At 71.2% G+C, this 14,006-nt stretch carries 13 protein-coding genes and 1 tRNA gene; 10 read left to right on the top strand and 4 right to left on the bottom strand.

The features are described 5' to 3' along the window. The first annotated feature begins 3 nt into the window (after window positions 1–3). Window positions 4–615: a hypothetical protein gene (locus AB0259_RS03025; RefSeq protein ID WP_366220700.1), complete on the top strand. Its 612-nt coding sequence runs from the start codon at window positions 4–6 to the stop codon at window positions 613–615. A gap of 18 nt (window positions 616–633) precedes the next feature. On the opposite strand, the gene AB0259_RS03030 is transcribed toward AB0259_RS03025, so the two are convergent. After that, window positions 634–1,056: a DUF1232 domain-containing protein gene (locus AB0259_RS03030; RefSeq protein WP_366220699.1), complete on the bottom strand. Its 423-nt coding sequence runs from the start codon at window positions 1,054–1,056 to the stop codon at window positions 634–636. Between the two features lie 54 nt (window positions 1,057–1,110). On the opposite strand from AB0259_RS03030, the gene rsmA reads away from it, so the two are divergent. Beyond that, on the top strand, window positions 1,111–1,950 hold the full coding sequence (gene rsmA / locus AB0259_RS03035; protein WP_366220698.1) for a 16S rRNA (adenine(1518)-N(6)/adenine(1519)-N(6))-dimethyltransferase RsmA: 840 nt from the start codon (window positions 1,111–1,113) through the stop codon (window positions 1,948–1,950). A gap of 156 nt (window positions 1,951–2,106) precedes the next feature. Further along, window positions 2,107–3,021: a phosphodiesterase gene (locus AB0259_RS03040; RefSeq protein WP_366220696.1), complete on the top strand. Its 915-nt coding sequence runs from the start codon at window positions 2,107–2,109 to the stop codon at window positions 3,019–3,021. On the opposite strand, the gene AB0259_RS03045 is transcribed toward AB0259_RS03040, so the two are convergent. After that, window positions 2,981–4,549 carry a stealth conserved region 3 domain-containing protein gene (locus tag AB0259_RS03045; RefSeq protein WP_366220694.1) on the bottom strand — a complete coding sequence of 523 codons (1,569 nt, stop codon included), beginning with the start codon at window positions 4,547–4,549 and terminating at the stop codon, window positions 2,981–2,983. The genes AB0259_RS03040 and AB0259_RS03045 overlap by 41 nt on opposite strands. Window positions 4,550–4,643: 94 nt before the next feature. Between AB0259_RS03045 and AB0259_RS03050 the strand changes: the two genes are divergently transcribed. From AB0259_RS03050 to AB0259_RS03065, 4 genes are read left to right on the top strand one after another with little or no spacing between them, the layout of a single operon-like run. Next, on the top strand, window positions 4,644–5,717 hold the full coding sequence (locus AB0259_RS03050) for an aldo/keto reductase (RefSeq protein WP_251580031.1): 1,074 nt from the start codon (window positions 4,644–4,646) through the stop codon (window positions 5,715–5,717). Further along, window positions 5,714–6,640 carry a 4-(cytidine 5'-diphospho)-2-C-methyl-D-erythritol kinase gene (locus AB0259_RS03055; RefSeq protein ID WP_366220692.1) on the top strand — a complete coding sequence of 309 codons (927 nt, stop codon included), beginning with the start codon at window positions 5,714–5,716 and terminating at the stop codon, window positions 6,638–6,640. The genes AB0259_RS03050 and AB0259_RS03055 overlap by 4 nt, the downstream gene beginning before the upstream one ends. Before the next feature lie 33 nt (window positions 6,641–6,673). After that, entirely contained in the window at window positions 6,674–7,984 is a 1,311-nt protein-coding gene (locus tag AB0259_RS03060; protein WP_366220690.1) for a GNAT family N-acetyltransferase, read from the top strand. 36 nt (window positions 7,985–8,020) lie between these two features. Next, window positions 8,021–9,829, top strand: a complete 1,809-nt coding sequence (locus tag AB0259_RS03065; protein WP_251580037.1) for an ABC-F family ATP-binding cassette domain-containing protein — start codon at window positions 8,021–8,023, stop codon at window positions 9,827–9,829. On the opposite strand, the gene AB0259_RS03070 is transcribed toward AB0259_RS03065, so the two are convergent. Both AB0259_RS03070 and AB0259_RS03075 read right to left on the bottom strand, forming a co-directional pair. Next, complete coding sequence (locus AB0259_RS03070) at window positions 9,830–10,750, bottom strand: pseudouridine synthase (protein WP_366220688.1); 921 nt, start codon at window positions 10,748–10,750, stop codon at window positions 9,830–9,832. It abuts the gene before it with no gap. A 6-nt stretch (window positions 10,751–10,756) separates the two neighbouring features. Continuing rightward, complete coding sequence (locus AB0259_RS03075; RefSeq protein WP_251580052.1) at window positions 10,757–11,254, bottom strand: MarR family transcriptional regulator; 498 nt, start codon at window positions 11,252–11,254, stop codon at window positions 10,757–10,759. A gap of 103 nt (window positions 11,255–11,357) precedes the next feature. Between AB0259_RS03075 and AB0259_RS03080 the strand changes: the two genes are divergently transcribed. The 3 genes from AB0259_RS03080 (at window position 11,358) to AB0259_RS03090 (ending at window position 13,915) form a co-directional block, all read left to right on the top strand. Continuing rightward, a tRNA-Gln gene (locus AB0259_RS03080) sits at window positions 11,358–11,429 on the top strand. A gap of 1 nt (window position 11,430) precedes the next feature. After that, on the top strand, window positions 11,431–12,906 hold the full coding sequence (gene glmU / locus AB0259_RS03085; protein ID WP_251580060.1) for a bifunctional UDP-N-acetylglucosamine diphosphorylase/glucosamine-1-phosphate N-acetyltransferase GlmU: 1,476 nt from the start codon (window positions 11,431–11,433) through the stop codon (window positions 12,904–12,906). After that, window positions 12,878–13,915, top strand: coding sequence for a ribose-phosphate diphosphokinase (locus tag AB0259_RS03090; protein ID WP_251580069.1), 1,038 nt, complete (start codon window positions 12,878–12,880; stop codon window positions 13,913–13,915). The genes glmU and AB0259_RS03090 overlap by 29 nt, the downstream gene beginning before the upstream one ends. Window positions 13,916–14,006: the final 91 nt, after the last annotated feature.

Genomic DNA, 14,006 nt, shown 5'->3' on the forward strand with positions numbered 1-14,006 from the left:
CGCATGCCTCGTCGCGTCATGCTCGCCGTGGCCGCAGCCGTCCTGGTGCTCGGACTCCCCGGGTGCGCGACGGCGGCAGCGGCCACGCCCGACGAGATCGCGGAGCGCGTCTCGCACCTCGGTGTCGACCCCGTCCTCGTGGTGACCACCACGATCGACGGGTACGACCTGGCCCCGCAGTCCGTGAACGAGACGGACGAGGGCGGGATGACCGCGACGTGGTCGAAACCGGGCACCGGCGACATGATCACCGTGCGCAGCGGGCCGGGGGAGATGGACGCCGCGGCGTGCGCCGCCCAGCAGATGTGGGGCGGTGGTGACGCCACGTGCGTGCAGGACGGCGGAACCTGGCGACGGTCCGCGGGAGGGATCGAGGAGTACGCCGTCGTCGAGCCCGGCCGGACGGTGCTGATCGTCGGCGGCGACGGCTATGGCGCCCCGTCCGCGGATCTGAGAGAGGCGGCCGCGGGCCTTCGTGCGCCGACCGTCGCGGAGACCGATCGGATGTTCGCCGAGCTGCAGCGGCGGGCCGACCGCGGAGGTCCCGTGGAACGCGGCGACCTGCCCGACGGCTGGGACGGGGCACCCATCGACCCGGGTGGCGAGGGCGGCTGAGCCGCCCGCACGGATCGGTCAGGACGTGCGTGACCGACCGATGAGAGCGAGGAGACTCTCGAGGCCCGTCCCCGTCCCCGGCCAGTGGCGCTCGATGGCGTCCCGGCCCGCATGCCGCAGCGCGAAGCGCAGGGCGATCACCACGACGACGGCATCATCCGCGTATCCGAGCACGGGGATGACGTCGGGGACGAGATCGATCGGCGAGAGCAGGTAGACGAGGAGCCCCGCGAGCCACCAGCGGGCGCCGCGAGGCACCGCGCGGTCCGCGACGAGCCGGCGGATCAGGCGGATCACGTCCGGGACGAGTCGCACCGCCTCGCGCCACTCGATCGCTCCGCCGGCACGCCGCACCTGCAGGGCGAGGACCACGAGCAGCGCGACCCACAGCAGGACCAGGCCGCCGGCAACGCTCACCGCGATCGCCCAGCCATCCGTCATCCGCCCATCATCCCCTGATCGGCGGGGCGAACCCCGGCAACTAGGCTGGAACCCATGCCCGTCACCCTCCTCGGAGCCGCCGAGATCCGCGCGCTCGCCGCCGACCTCGACGTCACGCCGACCAAGAAGCTCGGGCAGAACTTCGTCGTCGACGCGAACACCGTGCGCAAGATCGTGCACGCCGCGCGGGTCACCTCCGCCGACCGGGTGGTCGAGGTCGGACCGGGCCTCGGCTCGCTGACCCTCGCGATCCTCGAGACCGGGGCGCCCGTCACCGCGGTCGAGATCGACCACCGCCTGGCCGAGCGTCTGCCGGTCACCGCCGCCGCACACGGCGTCCCGGATGGCGCCCTCACCGTCGTCGCGCAGGACGCGCTGCGTGTGAGCGAACTCCCCGGCGAACCCGATGTCCTCGTGGCGAACCTGCCCTACAACGTCAGCGTGCCGGTGCTCCTCCACTTCATGGAGCACTTCCCGTCGATCCAGCGCGGCGTCGTCATGGTCCAGGCCGAGGTGGGGGAGCGGCTCGCCGCGCCTGCGGGGTCGAAGGTCTACGGGGCGCCGAGCGTCAAGGCGGCCTGGTACGGGCCGTGGCGACTGGCCGGGACCGTCTCGCGCCAGGTCTTCTGGCCGGTGCCGAACGTCGACAGCGTTCTCGTCGGGTTCGAGCGTGACACCGATCCTCGCGGCACCGAGGAAGAGCGCCTGCGCACCTTCGCCATCGTCGACGCGGCGTTCCAGCAGCGTCGCAAGATGCTCCGCCAGGCGCTCTCGGGGGTGCTGGGCGGCTCGTCCGCATCGGCGACCGAGGTGCTCGAGCGCGCCGGCGTCGCACCGACCGCCCGCGGCGAGGACCTGACGATCGAGGACTACGTCCGCATCGCACGCGCCTGAGCCGGCGGCATCCGTCGATCCCTCCGGAGCCGATGCGTCAGCACAGAGTTTCCGATGACTTCGTGCGTCGTTCACCGCGCGTTCCCGAAACATGCCGGTAACATTCCAGGGCAAGGCGGAGGCACCCGAGTCCCCGCACCGACGGAAGAAGTGACCATGCGCCGCGCCGAGCATCCGGCCGCCGAACGGATCCTGCTCCACCTCAGCGACACGCATCTGCGCGGTCCTGGCCCCCGGCTGTTCGACAGCGTCGACGGCGAGGCCTCGCTCACCGCGGCGCTCGCCGCCATCGAGTCCAGCGGCATCGCCCCGGACGCCGTCGTCTTCACGGGCGACCTCGTCGACCTCGGCGAGGCGGCCGCCTACGACGCGATCCGCGCGCTCGTGGAGCCCTTCGCCGAGCGGCTCGGCGCGCGTCTGCTCTGGGTCATGGGCAACCACGACGACCGCGGTGCGTTCCGAGCGCGTCTGCTCGACCAGACCCCCGCCGACCCGACGGCGCCGTACGACCGCGTGGACGAGCTCGACGGTCTGCGCATCGTGACGCTCGACACGAGCGTGCCGGGGCACCACCACGGCGAGCTCTCCGACGCGCAGCTGCGCTGGCTCGCGGACGTGCTCGCCACCCCAGCGCCGCTCGGCACCGTGCTGGCCATGCACCATCCGCCGGTACCCAGCGTCCTGCCGCTGGCGTCGAGCGTCGAGCTGCGCGACCAACGACGACTCGCCGACGTCGTCCGCGGGACGGACGTTCGCGCGATCATCGCGGGACACCTTCACTACTCGACCTTCGCGACCTTCGCGGGCATCCCCGTCTCGGTCGCGTCGTCGACATGCTACGCGCAGGACCTCACGGTGCCCGTCGGCGGCACGCGGCCGCAGGACGGCGCACAGGCGTACAACATGGTGCACGTCTACGACGACACCGTCGTCCACTCGGTGGTCCCGCTCGACGTCTCGACGCCGCTGGAGTACATCGACCCCGATGAGGCTCAGCGCCGCCTTCGCGTGGCGGGAGTGACCGGTTCGGTCACGCGTGCAGCTCGACCGAGCGTACCGGCGCTGCGCTGAGCGCCGGGTCCTCCCACGGCGCGCGGACCGGGAAGAGCCGCTCGAGCAGTCCCGTGACCGCGCGTACGCGCACCGGTTCGGGGACCTCGTGGTCCCCGCCGTCGTTCAGGCAGAACATGTCGACGTCGCTGCGCTCGGCGAGCTTCTCCATGCGGCGCAGCGACGCGGCCTGCGTCGTCTGGAAGTACCGCACGCGCGGCGCCGTCGAGGCGATCGCACGACCGGTGAACTGCGCGTAGTAGTGGTAGAGGCAGTTGGTCACCGACACGTCGGTGGCGGAGCGGAAACGGGATGCCGCGGTGCGCCGGATCTCCTCGGGGAACTCGCGCTCGAGTTCGAACATCACCGAGCGGCGCAGGGGAGCGGCGCAGTGCTCGAGGTCGCGGACGATCGTGCGTCCGAAGCGCTCGCGCAGCAGCTCGCGGTTGAGGCGCAGGGCGTTGTCGTGGCCGCTGCGGGCGACGCGGCGCGGGCCTGTCCCGATGCGGACGTCGCACTCGACGAACGACGAGACGCCGGCGGGCGAGAAGAACAGCTCCGGTGAGAGCGGACGCCCGAAGAACATGTCGTCGTTCGAATAGAGGAAGTGCTCCGACAACCCCTCGATGCGGTGGAGCTGGGCCTCGACGGCGTGGGAGTTGTGCGTCGGGAGGACGGACGGGTCCTCGAAGAACTCCTCGCTGCGCACGATCGTGACCTTCGGGTGGTCGAGCAGCCACGCGGGGGCGGGGGAGTCGGTCGCGATGAAGATGCGGCGCACCCATGGGGCGTACATGTGGACGCTCCGCAGCGCGTAGCGCAGCTCGTCGACATGGCGGTAGCGGGCGGGACCGTCGTCGCCGTCGCCGACGACGTACTCGGACAGCTGCGCGGCCCGCTGGCGCTGGAACTCGGAGGACGAGCCGTCGACCCAGGAGAAGACCATGTCGATCTCGTGGGTGACCTCGCCCGGGTGCGGGTCGAACATCCCGTTCACGGTCTGCCAGGTGCGGCCGTAGCGCTCCACGGTGGCCGGCTCGACGTCCTCCGCGGCGAAGGTGCGTCGCGTGAGGTCGTTCGCGTGCGGCGCCTCGACCAGCTCCTCGCCGAACCGCCAGAACTCGACGCGCACGCCGCAACCGGCTCCGTAACGGAGCTCGCCGGCCACGCGGGGCCGGAAGACGCGCACGGAGGACGGGCCGGAGGCGCGCAGGCGCAGTTCGCCGAAGGGCACCGGCGTGCCGCCTTTCGCCTTCGCGTAGATCGGTTCGGTGAGGGCCCGACCGGACAGAGCCGTCAGGGCACGCGACCGGTGGGCGAGGTCGACGACGAGCCCGGGGACCGAGCGCGAGTGACGGATGAGGAGATGGGGGATCCCGGCATCGGCGAGCGTGTCGGCGATCAGCAGCAGATCGGCGATGCGGGCCTGCTCGGGGGTGGTGTCGTCATGGCGCAGGTGCAGCATGCCTCCGATGAGGACGATGTCCTCGCGCTCGAGAAGAGCGGTCCAGGAACCACCCTCGGACGGCAGTGCGGTCAGTCGCGCCATATGTTCTCCCTCGATGTGTCTGTCCCGTCGGGCAAGACTAGGTCTCCGTCGTTTCGCCGACGTTTCGGGTGCCTGCGATCGATAGCCTGGGGTGATGACCGATTACGCGGACCGTTTCCCCTCGTCGCGCAATGGCGACACCCACCGCCCCTATCAGGCGGCGTCCTCCCGCTACGATGCGGGGGCTTTCCGCCAGGTCGGTTCGAGCGGCCTGTATCTGCCGGCGATCTCGTTGGGACTCTGGTGGAACTTCGGGGACAACATCCCCTTCGACAACCAGCGTACCCTGCTGCGTCACGCCTTCGACCGTGGTGTCACGCACTTCGATCTGGCCAACAACTACGGCCCGCCCTTCGGGTCGGCCGAGACCAACTTCGGCCGCATGATGCGCGAGGACTTCGCGCCCTATCGCGATGAGATCCTCATCTCGTCGAAGGCGGGGTACGACATGTGGCCCGGTCCGTACGGCAACAACGGGTCGCGGAAGTACCTCATCGCGAGCGCCGAGCAGTCACTCAAGAGGATGAGCGTCGACTACGTCGACATCTTCTACTCGCACCGCGCGGACCCCGTGACGCCCATCGAGGAGACCATCGGCGCCCTCGACACGCTCGTCCGGCAGGGCAAGGCGCTCTACGTCGGCATCTCGTCGTACAGCGCGGAGCGCACCGAGGAGGCGGTCGCCGTCGCGCGGGATCTCGGGACCCCGCTCGTCATCCACCAGCCCTCGTACTCCATCCTCAACCGCTGGGTCGAGGACGGGCTGACCGAATCGCTCCGCACGGCGGGGATGGGGGCGATCGCCTTCACGCCGCTCGCGCAGGGCCTGCTCACCGACAAGTACCTCGGCGACGGTACGGCCGACCGGGCGCAGAGCCGCTTCTCGTTGCCCGACGGTCAGCTGAACAAGAAGGCGCTCGACACGCTGCGGGGCCTCGACGACATCGCGCAGCAGCGCGGCCAGACCCTTGCGCAGATGGCGATCCAGTGGGTCCTCCGCGACGAGGTCGTGACCTCTGCGCTCATCGGGGCCTCGCGGCCGGAGCAGCTGGACCAGAATCTCGCCGCCACCGAGGGTGCACCGTTCGACGACGACGAACTCGCCCGCATCGACGCGCTCTCGGGCGCGATCGACGTCGACCTCTGGGCCGACTCGGCGAACGCGTGAGCCTGAGCATCGACCCCGCTCGGCGCGTGCACGTGCGCGCGCCGGGCAAGCTCAACCTCTTCTTCGACGTGGGCGCCGTCGGCGACGACGGCTATCACGAGGTCGCCTCGGTCTATCAGGCGGTCTCGCTGTACGAGGACCTCTGGGCCTCGCACGACGAGGGGTTCCATCTCGCGGTCACGGGCGATGTCGACGTCTCGGGCGTTCCGCTCGACGAGCGCAACCTCGCCCTTCGTGCCGCCCGCCTGGTGACCGACGCGGTCGGGTGGGAGGGCGGCATCCGTCTGCAGATCCACAAGGGCGTACCGGTGGCCGGCGGTATGGGCGGGGGATCCGCGGATGCCGCGGCCGCCCTCGTCGCCGTCAACGAGCTGATCGAGGCCGGGCTCTCCACGTCCGAGCTGCACGAGCTCGGCGCGGGCCTCGGTGCGGACGTCCCGTTCGCGCTGCTCGGCGGCACCGCCGTCGGCACCGGTCGCGGCGACGAGCTCGCCCCGGCGCTCGGTCGGGGCCGATTCTCGTGGGTGCTGGTCACCGACGGCGACGGACTCTCGACGCCCGAGGTCTACGGCACGCTCGACCGCCTCCGCGACGTCGCCGACATCGGGCCCGGTCGCCTGATGCCCGAGGTCGACCCGGCGGTGCTGCGTGCCCTGCGGTCGGGGGATGCCGCGGCCCTGGCGGCCGTCATCCGCAACGACCTGCAGCTCGCCGCCGTGCACCTGCGCCCGGCACTGGCCGAGGTGCTGGACGCGGGCATGGCCGCCGGCGCCCTCGGCGGACTGGTCTCGGGTTCGGGCCCGACGGTCGCGTTCCTCGCGTCCGACGACGACCACGCGCGAGAGATCGCGGCGCAGTTGTCGGATGCTGGTCGCACCGCCCACACGGTCAGCGGACCGGTCGCCGGCACACGGATCGTCTGACGCACGTCGGCGGCTCCCCCTAGCCTGGAGGGCATGACCTCACTCGGCGACGCCTTCCACTCCGCTCCGCTCGACGAGACCCTGCGTGCCGCGATCGAGGCCGACGGCCTCCGCATCGACCGCGTCGGCGACGAGGACCGTGCCGCCTCGGACCGGTGGACGGATGCCGTCGCCCGCGGCTTCCTCGACGGGGAGCGCAACGACGTGCAGCGCGGGGAGTCCTTCGTCCGCAGCCGGTACCGCCGGAAGATCGGCGTCTACGACCCCGCTGCCGTGCAGCCGGACGAACCCGTCACCACCTTCGCGTCGTGGATCGCCGACCTCACGCTCCCGGGCGCGGCCACGATCCCGATGTGCGCGATCAGCGCGGTCACCGTCGCGCCCACGCACCGTCGGCGGCGGCTGCTCTCGCGTGTGATGGCCGGCGAGCTGCGCACGGCGGTGGCGCAGGGCGCCCCGATCGCGGGTCTGACCGTCAGCGAATCGGGCATCTACGGGCGGTTCGGATTCGCGCCCGCGGCCGCAGCCGCGTCGTGGGAGATCCAGACCCGGCGAGCGGGGTGGATCGGTCCGATCGCTCCGGGCCGGCTCGACTACGTGACGCGCGAACAGGCGCGGGAAGCCGCGACCGCACTGCACGAGCGCACCCGCCTGACGTCTCCGGGTGAGATCGCGATGCCCGGCGGTCACTGGGACCGCACCTACGGCACACGTCCCGACGCCGAGAAGGCCGACCGGCTGCGTGCGGTCCAGTACCGCTCGCCGGAGGGCGAGGTCGAGGGTGTCGCCCTGTACTCGGTCAGCGAGAACGACGACGACTGGGCCGCGTCGATCGCGACCGTCCATCAGCTCCTCGCGGTGACGGATGCCGCGTACGCGGGCCTCTGGCGCTTCCTCCTGTCGCTCGATCTCATCGGCACCGTGCGAGCGAGCGAACTGTCGGTCGACGAGCCGCTCTGGTGGATGATCGCCGATCAGCGTGCCGCCCGCATCCGGATCGCCGACCACCAGTACCTGCGGATCCTCGACGTGCCCACGGTGCTCGCAGCGCGCGGGTACGACGTCGACGACGTGGTGGCTCTGGAGGTCGCCGATCCGCTCGGGATCGCCGAGGGCACGTTCGTCCTGTCGGCCGGTGAGGAGCCGGGCGTCGACGTGGTCGACGAGGCGCCGCTCGGCGTCCCGCTCGCGAAGCTCGGTGTCGCCGAGCTGTCGGCGATCCTGCTCGGCGGCGTCTCGCCCGTGACGCTCGCTCGCGCGGGACGCATCGAGACGGACGATCCGCACCGCCTCGCCCGCGTGTTCGCCTCGACGACGACACCGCGCCTGAGCTTCTGGTACTGAGCGGGCACCCTCCCCGCGCCGCGTAGCCTGGAGGGGATGGCACATCTTCTCGGGGCCGAGGCCCTGCACCTGGAGTACCCGACCAAGGTCGTCTTCGACGGCGTCTCGCTCGGTGTCGACGAGGGCGACCGCATCGGCATCGTCGGCCGCAACGGCGACGGCAAGTCGAGCCTCATGGCGATGCTCGCCGGGCGCCGCGAGCCGGACTCGGGGCGCGTGACGGTTCGCGGTGGCGTCACCATCGGGGTGCTGGAGCAGACGGACGTCCTGCCGGACGACCTGACCGTCGGTCGCGCCGTCGTCGGCGACGGACCCGCGCACGAGTGGGCCGGCGACCCCCGGGTCCGCGACGTGATCGCCGGGTTGCTGTCCGACCTGGATTGGGATGCCGCCATCGGCACGCTCTCGGGTGGTCAGCGCCGTCGCGTCGCCCTCGCGCAACTGCTCGCGGGGGACTGGGACGTGCTCGCGCTCGACGAGCCCACCAACCACCTCGACGTGGAGGGCATCGCGTGGCTGGCCGAGCATCTCAAGCGACGCTGGTCGGCGACCTCGGGTGCGCTCATGGTCGTGACGCACGACCGGTGGTTCCTCGACGAGGTCTGCACGAAGACGTGGGAGGTGCACGACCGCATCGTCGAGCCTTTCGAGGGCGGCTACGCCGCGTACATCCTGCAGCGCGTCGAACGCGACCGGCAGGCCGCGGCCATCGAGGCCCGTCGGCAGAACCTCGCCCGCAAGGAGCTCGCCTGGCTGCGCCGCGGTGCACCGGCCCGCACGAGCAAGCCGAAGTTCCGGATCGACGCCGCCAACGAGCTCATCGCCGACGTCCCCGAGATCCGCGATCGGGTCTCCCTCCAGTCGCTCGCCGTCGCCCGCCTCGGCAAGGACGTCGTCGACCTGCTCGACGCGGGGGTGTCCTACGACGGCCGCGAGATCATCCGGGGCGTCGAGTGGCGCATCGCCCCGGGTGAGCGCACCGGCATCCTCGGCGTCAACGGCGCCGGGAAGTCCACCCTCCTGGGACTCGTCTCCGGCGTCGTGCAGCCCACCGCGGGGCGCGTGAAGCACGGCAAGACCGTGAAGGTGGCGACCCTGACGCAGCGCATGGACGAACTCGACCCCCACCTCGACGAACCGGTGCGCGTGGTCGTCTCGCGCCTGCGGACCACCTACACCTTCGGCGCGGGTTCGAAAGCGCAGGAGCTCACGCCCGGGCAGCTGCTCGAGCGCATGGGCTTCTCGTCGGCCCAGCTGTCCACGCCCGTGAAGGACCTCTCCGGCGGGCAGAAGCGCCGCCTCCAGCTCCTCCTGATCCTCCTCGACCAGCCGAACGTCCTCATCCTCGACGAGCCCACGAACGACCTCGACACCGACATGCTCGCCGCGATCGAGGATCTCCTCGACTCGTGGGCGGGCACCCTCATCGTCGTCTCCCACGACCGCTACTTCATGGAGCGGGTCACGGACCAGCAGTACGCCGTCATGGGCGGCACGCTGCGCCACCTGCCCGGCGGCATCGAGGAGTACCTGCGCCTGCGGGCCGCCCAGCCGCAGGCGACAGGGGCGGCGACCACCGGTGGCCAGAAGGCGGATGCGGCAGCGCCGACGGCATCCGCTCTCACCGGAGCCGAGCGACGCGCGGCCGAGAAGGAGCTCACGAGCCTCGAGCGGCGCATCGAGAAGCTCAGCGCCCAGATCGGAGCCGCCCGCACCGCCCTCGCCGACCACGATCAGGCAGACTACGTCGGGCTCGGGGAGGAGATGCAGCGCATCGGTGCCATGGAGGCGGAGGTCGCCGAGGCCGAGGAGCGGTGGTTCGAACTCGGCGAGCAGCTCGCGTGATCAGTCGGAGGGCGCCTCGCGCAGACGCAGCCCCGTCGTGAACTCGCGGGCGTGCCCCGTCAACGGGTCGACGAACCGCAGTTCTCGCGCCAGCAGCTGAAGCGGTCGCTCCGGGTCGTCCGGGGCCTCGTCGAGGAGGTCCGGATAGAACCGGTCGCCGAGGATGCCGAGTCCGATGCCGGCGAGGTGAGTGCGGAGCTGGTGCATGCGACCGGTCCGCGGGAAGAGCCGGAGGTGCGCCCGTTCGGCGGTGACCCGGATCGCCTCGACGCGCGTCTCGGCGTTCGGCTCCCGGTCCTCGTGGACGATCGCGCGGAGGCTGCCGCGCGAGCTCGTCAGGTGCGAGCGCACGACGAGGGGGAGATGCGGCATCCCGTCGGCGGGCACTGCGGTGACCGCCTCGTAGACCTTCTCGACCGCCCGGTCGGCGAACAGCGTCTGGTACGCGCCGCGGGTCGCGGGTCGCACGGAGAACATCACGAGCCCCGCCGTCGCGCGGTCCAGACGGTGGATGGGGGTGAGGTCGGGGTTCTCGAACCGTTGACGCAGCCGGACGAGGGCGGAGTTGTACAGGAATCCGCCGCCGGGGGTGGTCGGCAGGAAGTGCGGCTTGTCGACCACGAGGAGGTCGTCGTCGAGGTGGCGCACCGTCACCTCGTAGGGGACGCGGGGCTCGTCGGGCGGCTCCCGGTAGTACCAGATGAAGTCCTCCGCCCCGAGCGGCGTCTCACGCGTCAGTCGGGTGCCGTCGATCGCGACGACCTCACCGCGGTCGAACCGGGTGAGGAGGATGTCGGGGTCGATGTGCGCGAACCGTCCCGTCACGTAGTCGGCGATCGTCGCCCACGGTCCCGTGCGCGGCACCCGAAGGCGTGTGGGACCGACCCCGTCGCGGACGGGCAGCGGAGCGCGCATCGCCATCGCGGGTCAGACGTCGAAGCCGAGGCTGAGCTTGCGCAGCAGAGCGGCGAGACGGTCGCGGTCGGCCCGGGATATCTGGCCGAGCAGCTCCGCCTCCGCGTCGACGAGGCGGGTGATCGCGGCGTCGACGCGATTGCGACCCTCCTCCGTGAGGGTCACGAGCACTCCGCGGCCGTCACCGGGGTCGGCTGCGCGGACGACCAGTCGGCGATCGACGAGCCGGTCGATGCGGTTGGTCATGGTGCCGCTGGAGACGAGCGTCTGCTGCAGGAGCTGCTTCGGGCTCAGCGTGTACGGCTCGCCCGCGCGCCGCAGCGCGGACAGGACGTCCCACTCCCACGGCTCGAGGTCGCTCCGGTGGAACGCCTCACGGCGGGCACGATCGAGGTGGCGCGACAGCCGGTCCACACGCGAGAGCACCTCGAGCGGGGAGAAGTCCAGATCGGGCCGCTGCGCGATCCAGGCGCTCACGATCCGGTCGACCTCGTCGTGTTCGGGAGCCATCCCCTCATCATCGCAGAGCGGCTGCGGCGCCCCGTCGTCCTCGCCCGCCCCCGCTCGCATGGCAGACTTGACGGGCGGCCGCCGGGACCCCGGAGCGCCGCGGTCCGCCGTGGTGTAATGGCAGCACGACAGCCTTTGGAGCTGTGAGGTCTAGGTTCGAGTCCTGGCGGCGGAGCATGACCGAGAACGCGCTCGACTCCCGCCTCGCCGTCGTCATCCTGGCCGCCGGCCAGGGCACGCGGATGAAGTCCTCGCTCCCGAAGGTGCTGCACCGCATCGGCGGGCGTCCCCTCGTCGGACATGTCCTCGACACCGCGCGCGACCTCGCTCCCGCTCACGTCGTGGTCGTCGTGCGGCACGAACGCGAGCAGGTGGCCGCCGCCGTCCTGGGCGTGGCGCCCGAGGTCGTCGTCGTCGACCAGGACGAGATCCCCGGCACCGGCCGCGCCGTCGAGGTCGCCCTCGACGCCCTCGAGGGGTTCGACGGCGATCTGCTCGTCCTCAGCGGCGACTGCCCGCTCGCCGACGCCGACACCCTCGGCGCCTTCGTCTCGGAGCACCGCACGGCGCAGGCGGACGCGACCCTCATGACGGCGGTCATCGACGACCCGACCGGCTACGGTCGCATCATCCGCGAGAGCGACGGCAGTGTCGCCCGCATCGTCGAGCAGAAGGATGCCTCGGCCGAGGAGGCCGCCGTCACCGAGGTCAATGCCGGCATGTACGTGTTCGCGGCCACCGCCCTCCGCGAACATCTCCCGCAGGTGGGCACCGCGAACGCGCAGAACGAGAAGTACCTCACCGACACCGTCGCGCTGCTGCGTCGCGCCGGGCGACGGGTCGCGGCATCCGTCGCCGAGGACGCCACCGTCACCTACGGCGTCAACGACCGCGTGCAGCTGTCCGAGGTGGGGCGCCTCCTCAACGCCCGCACGGTGCGCCGGTGGCAGCTGGAAGGCGTCACGGTCCTCGACCCGGCGACGACGTGGATCGACGTGACGGCGACCCTGGCTCCCGACGTGACCGTGCTTCCCAACACGCACATCCTCCGGTCCACCAGCGTCGCCGAGGGGGCGACGATCGGTCCCGACACGAGCCTCGTGGACTGCGAGGTCGGCCGGGGCGCCACCGTGACCCGCACCGACGCGACCCTCGCCGTCATCGGGGCGGAGGCCACCGTCGGCCCGTTCGCCTACGTCCGTCCGGGCACGGAGCTGGGCGAGCGCGGGAAGATCGGCACGTTCGTCGAGACGAAGAACTCGACCATCGGCGAGGGCAGCAAGGTCCCTCACCTGTCGTACGTCGGTGACACGACCATCGGACGCAACGTCAACCTCGGCGCGGGGGCGATCACCGCCAACTACGACGACCTCACGAAGCACCGCACCGAGATCGCCGACGAGGTGCACGCCGGCTCGCACAACGTGTTCGTCGCGCCCGTTAGGATCGGTGAGGGCGCGAAGACGGGTGCGGGAGCCGTGATCCGCAAGGATGTTCCGGCCGGCGCCCTCGCCCTCAGCATCGCCCCCCAGCGGAACATCGCCGGGTGGGTCGAGAACAATCGACCGGGAACGGGAGCGGCAGAAGCCGCCGCTCGCGCCCGGTCCGCACAGGAAGCTGGCGATGGGTCGCAAGAAGCAGCACACGGTTGACCTCGACACCGAGCGCGGCATCGCGCCGGGCCTGGTGGCCAAGACCAAGAAGCGGCTCGTCGTTGCGTCCGGTCGCTCGCACGAAGAACTCTCGGCCGAGGTCGCCACGGCCCTCGGCACGCAGCTGGTGCCGACCGAGCACCGCACGTTCGCCTCGGGGGAGATCCTCACCCGCTTCGAGGTGTCGATCCGCGGCTGCGACTTCTTCCTCATCCAGAGCTTCGGGCCGCCCGTCAACGAATGGCTGATGGAGACCCTCATCATGCTGGATGCCGCCAAGCGCGCATCCGCGAAGCGCATCACCGTCGTGGCGCCGTACTTCCCCTACTCCCGACAGGACAAGAAGGGCCGCGGTCGTGAGCCGATCAGCGCCCGCCTGGTCGCCGATCTGTTCAAGACCGCCGGGGCGGACCGCGTCATGAGCGTCGACCTCCACGCCGCGCAGATCCAGGGCTTCTTCGACGGTCCCGTCGACCACCTCTTCGCCAAGCCGGTCCTGCTCGAGCACTTCGAGAACACGCTCTCGGCGGAGGATCGCGCGAAGCTCACGGTGGTCTCGCCCGATACGGGTCGCGTCCGTGTCGCCGACACCTGGTCCGACAGCCTCGGGGCACCGCTCGCGATCATCCACAAGCGCCGCGACCCGAATGTCGCCAATCAGGTCACGGTCAACGAGATCGTCGGTCAGGTCGACGGTCGCGTCTGCCTGCTCGTCGACGACATGATCGACACCGGCGGCACGATCGTGAAGGCGGCCCAGGCCCTCAAGGCCAACGGCGCCGAGCGGGTCATCGTCGCCGCGACGCACGCGATCTTCAGCGACCCTGCCGTCGAGCGTCTCCAGGACCCCTCGATCGACGAGGTCGTCGTCACCGACACCGTGCCGCTCCCCCCCGAGAAGCGGTTCCCCGCCCTCACGATCCTGCCGATCGCTCCGCTGCTGGCACGGGCGATCCGCGAGGTCTTCGAGGACGGTTCGGTCACGAGCATGTTCGACGGCGCCGCCTGAGGCCCCGCGTCCCGATCCGGTTCGCAGGAGATCCATAGACTTCTGCAAGCACCGCCCTGTCGGCGACCGCTTTCCTGGAGTCATCGCCCCG

This window comes from Microbacterium sp. NPDC080005 (assembly GCF_040702445.1).
Classification (GTDB): domain Bacteria; phylum Actinomycetota; class Actinomycetes; order Actinomycetales; family Microbacteriaceae; genus Microbacterium; species Microbacterium oleivorans_D.

Bases quoted from the DNA above. Each gene is read 5' to 3' on its own strand.
- AB0259_RS03025 (WP_366220700.1), top strand. From the start codon at position 4: ATGCCTCGTCGCGTCATGCTCGCCGTGGCCGCAGCCGTCCTGGTGCTC.
- AB0259_RS03030 (WP_366220699.1), bottom strand. From the start codon at position 1,056: ATGACGGATGGCTGGGCGATCGCGGTGAGCGTTGCCGGCGGCCTGGTC.
- rsmA (WP_366220698.1), top strand. From the start codon at position 1,111: ATGCCCGTCACCCTCCTCGGAGCCGCCGAGATCCGCGCGCTCGCCGCC.
- AB0259_RS03040 (WP_366220696.1), top strand. From the start codon at position 2,107: ATGCGCCGCGCCGAGCATCCGGCCGCCGAACGGATCCTGCTCCACCTC.
- AB0259_RS03045 (WP_366220694.1), bottom strand. From the start codon at position 4,549: ATGGCGCGACTGACCGCACTGCCGTCCGAGGGTGGTTCCTGGACCGCT.
- AB0259_RS03050 (WP_251580031.1), top strand. From the start codon at position 4,644: ATGACCGATTACGCGGACCGTTTCCCCTCGTCGCGCAATGGCGACACC.
- AB0259_RS03060 (WP_366220690.1), top strand. From the start codon at position 6,674: ATGACCTCACTCGGCGACGCCTTCCACTCCGCTCCGCTCGACGAGACC.
- AB0259_RS03065 (WP_251580037.1), top strand. From the start codon at position 8,021: ATGGCACATCTTCTCGGGGCCGAGGCCCTGCACCTGGAGTACCCGACC.
- AB0259_RS03070 (WP_366220688.1), bottom strand. From the start codon at position 10,750: ATGGCGATGCGCGCTCCGCTGCCCGTCCGCGACGGGGTCGGTCCCACA.
- AB0259_RS03075 (WP_251580052.1), bottom strand. From the start codon at position 11,254: ATGGCTCCCGAACACGACGAGGTCGACCGGATCGTGAGCGCCTGGATC.
- glmU (WP_251580060.1), top strand. From the start codon at position 11,431: ATGACCGAGAACGCGCTCGACTCCCGCCTCGCCGTCGTCATCCTGGCC.
- AB0259_RS03090 (WP_251580069.1), top strand. From the start codon at position 12,878: ATGGGTCGCAAGAAGCAGCACACGGTTGACCTCGACACCGAGCGCGGC.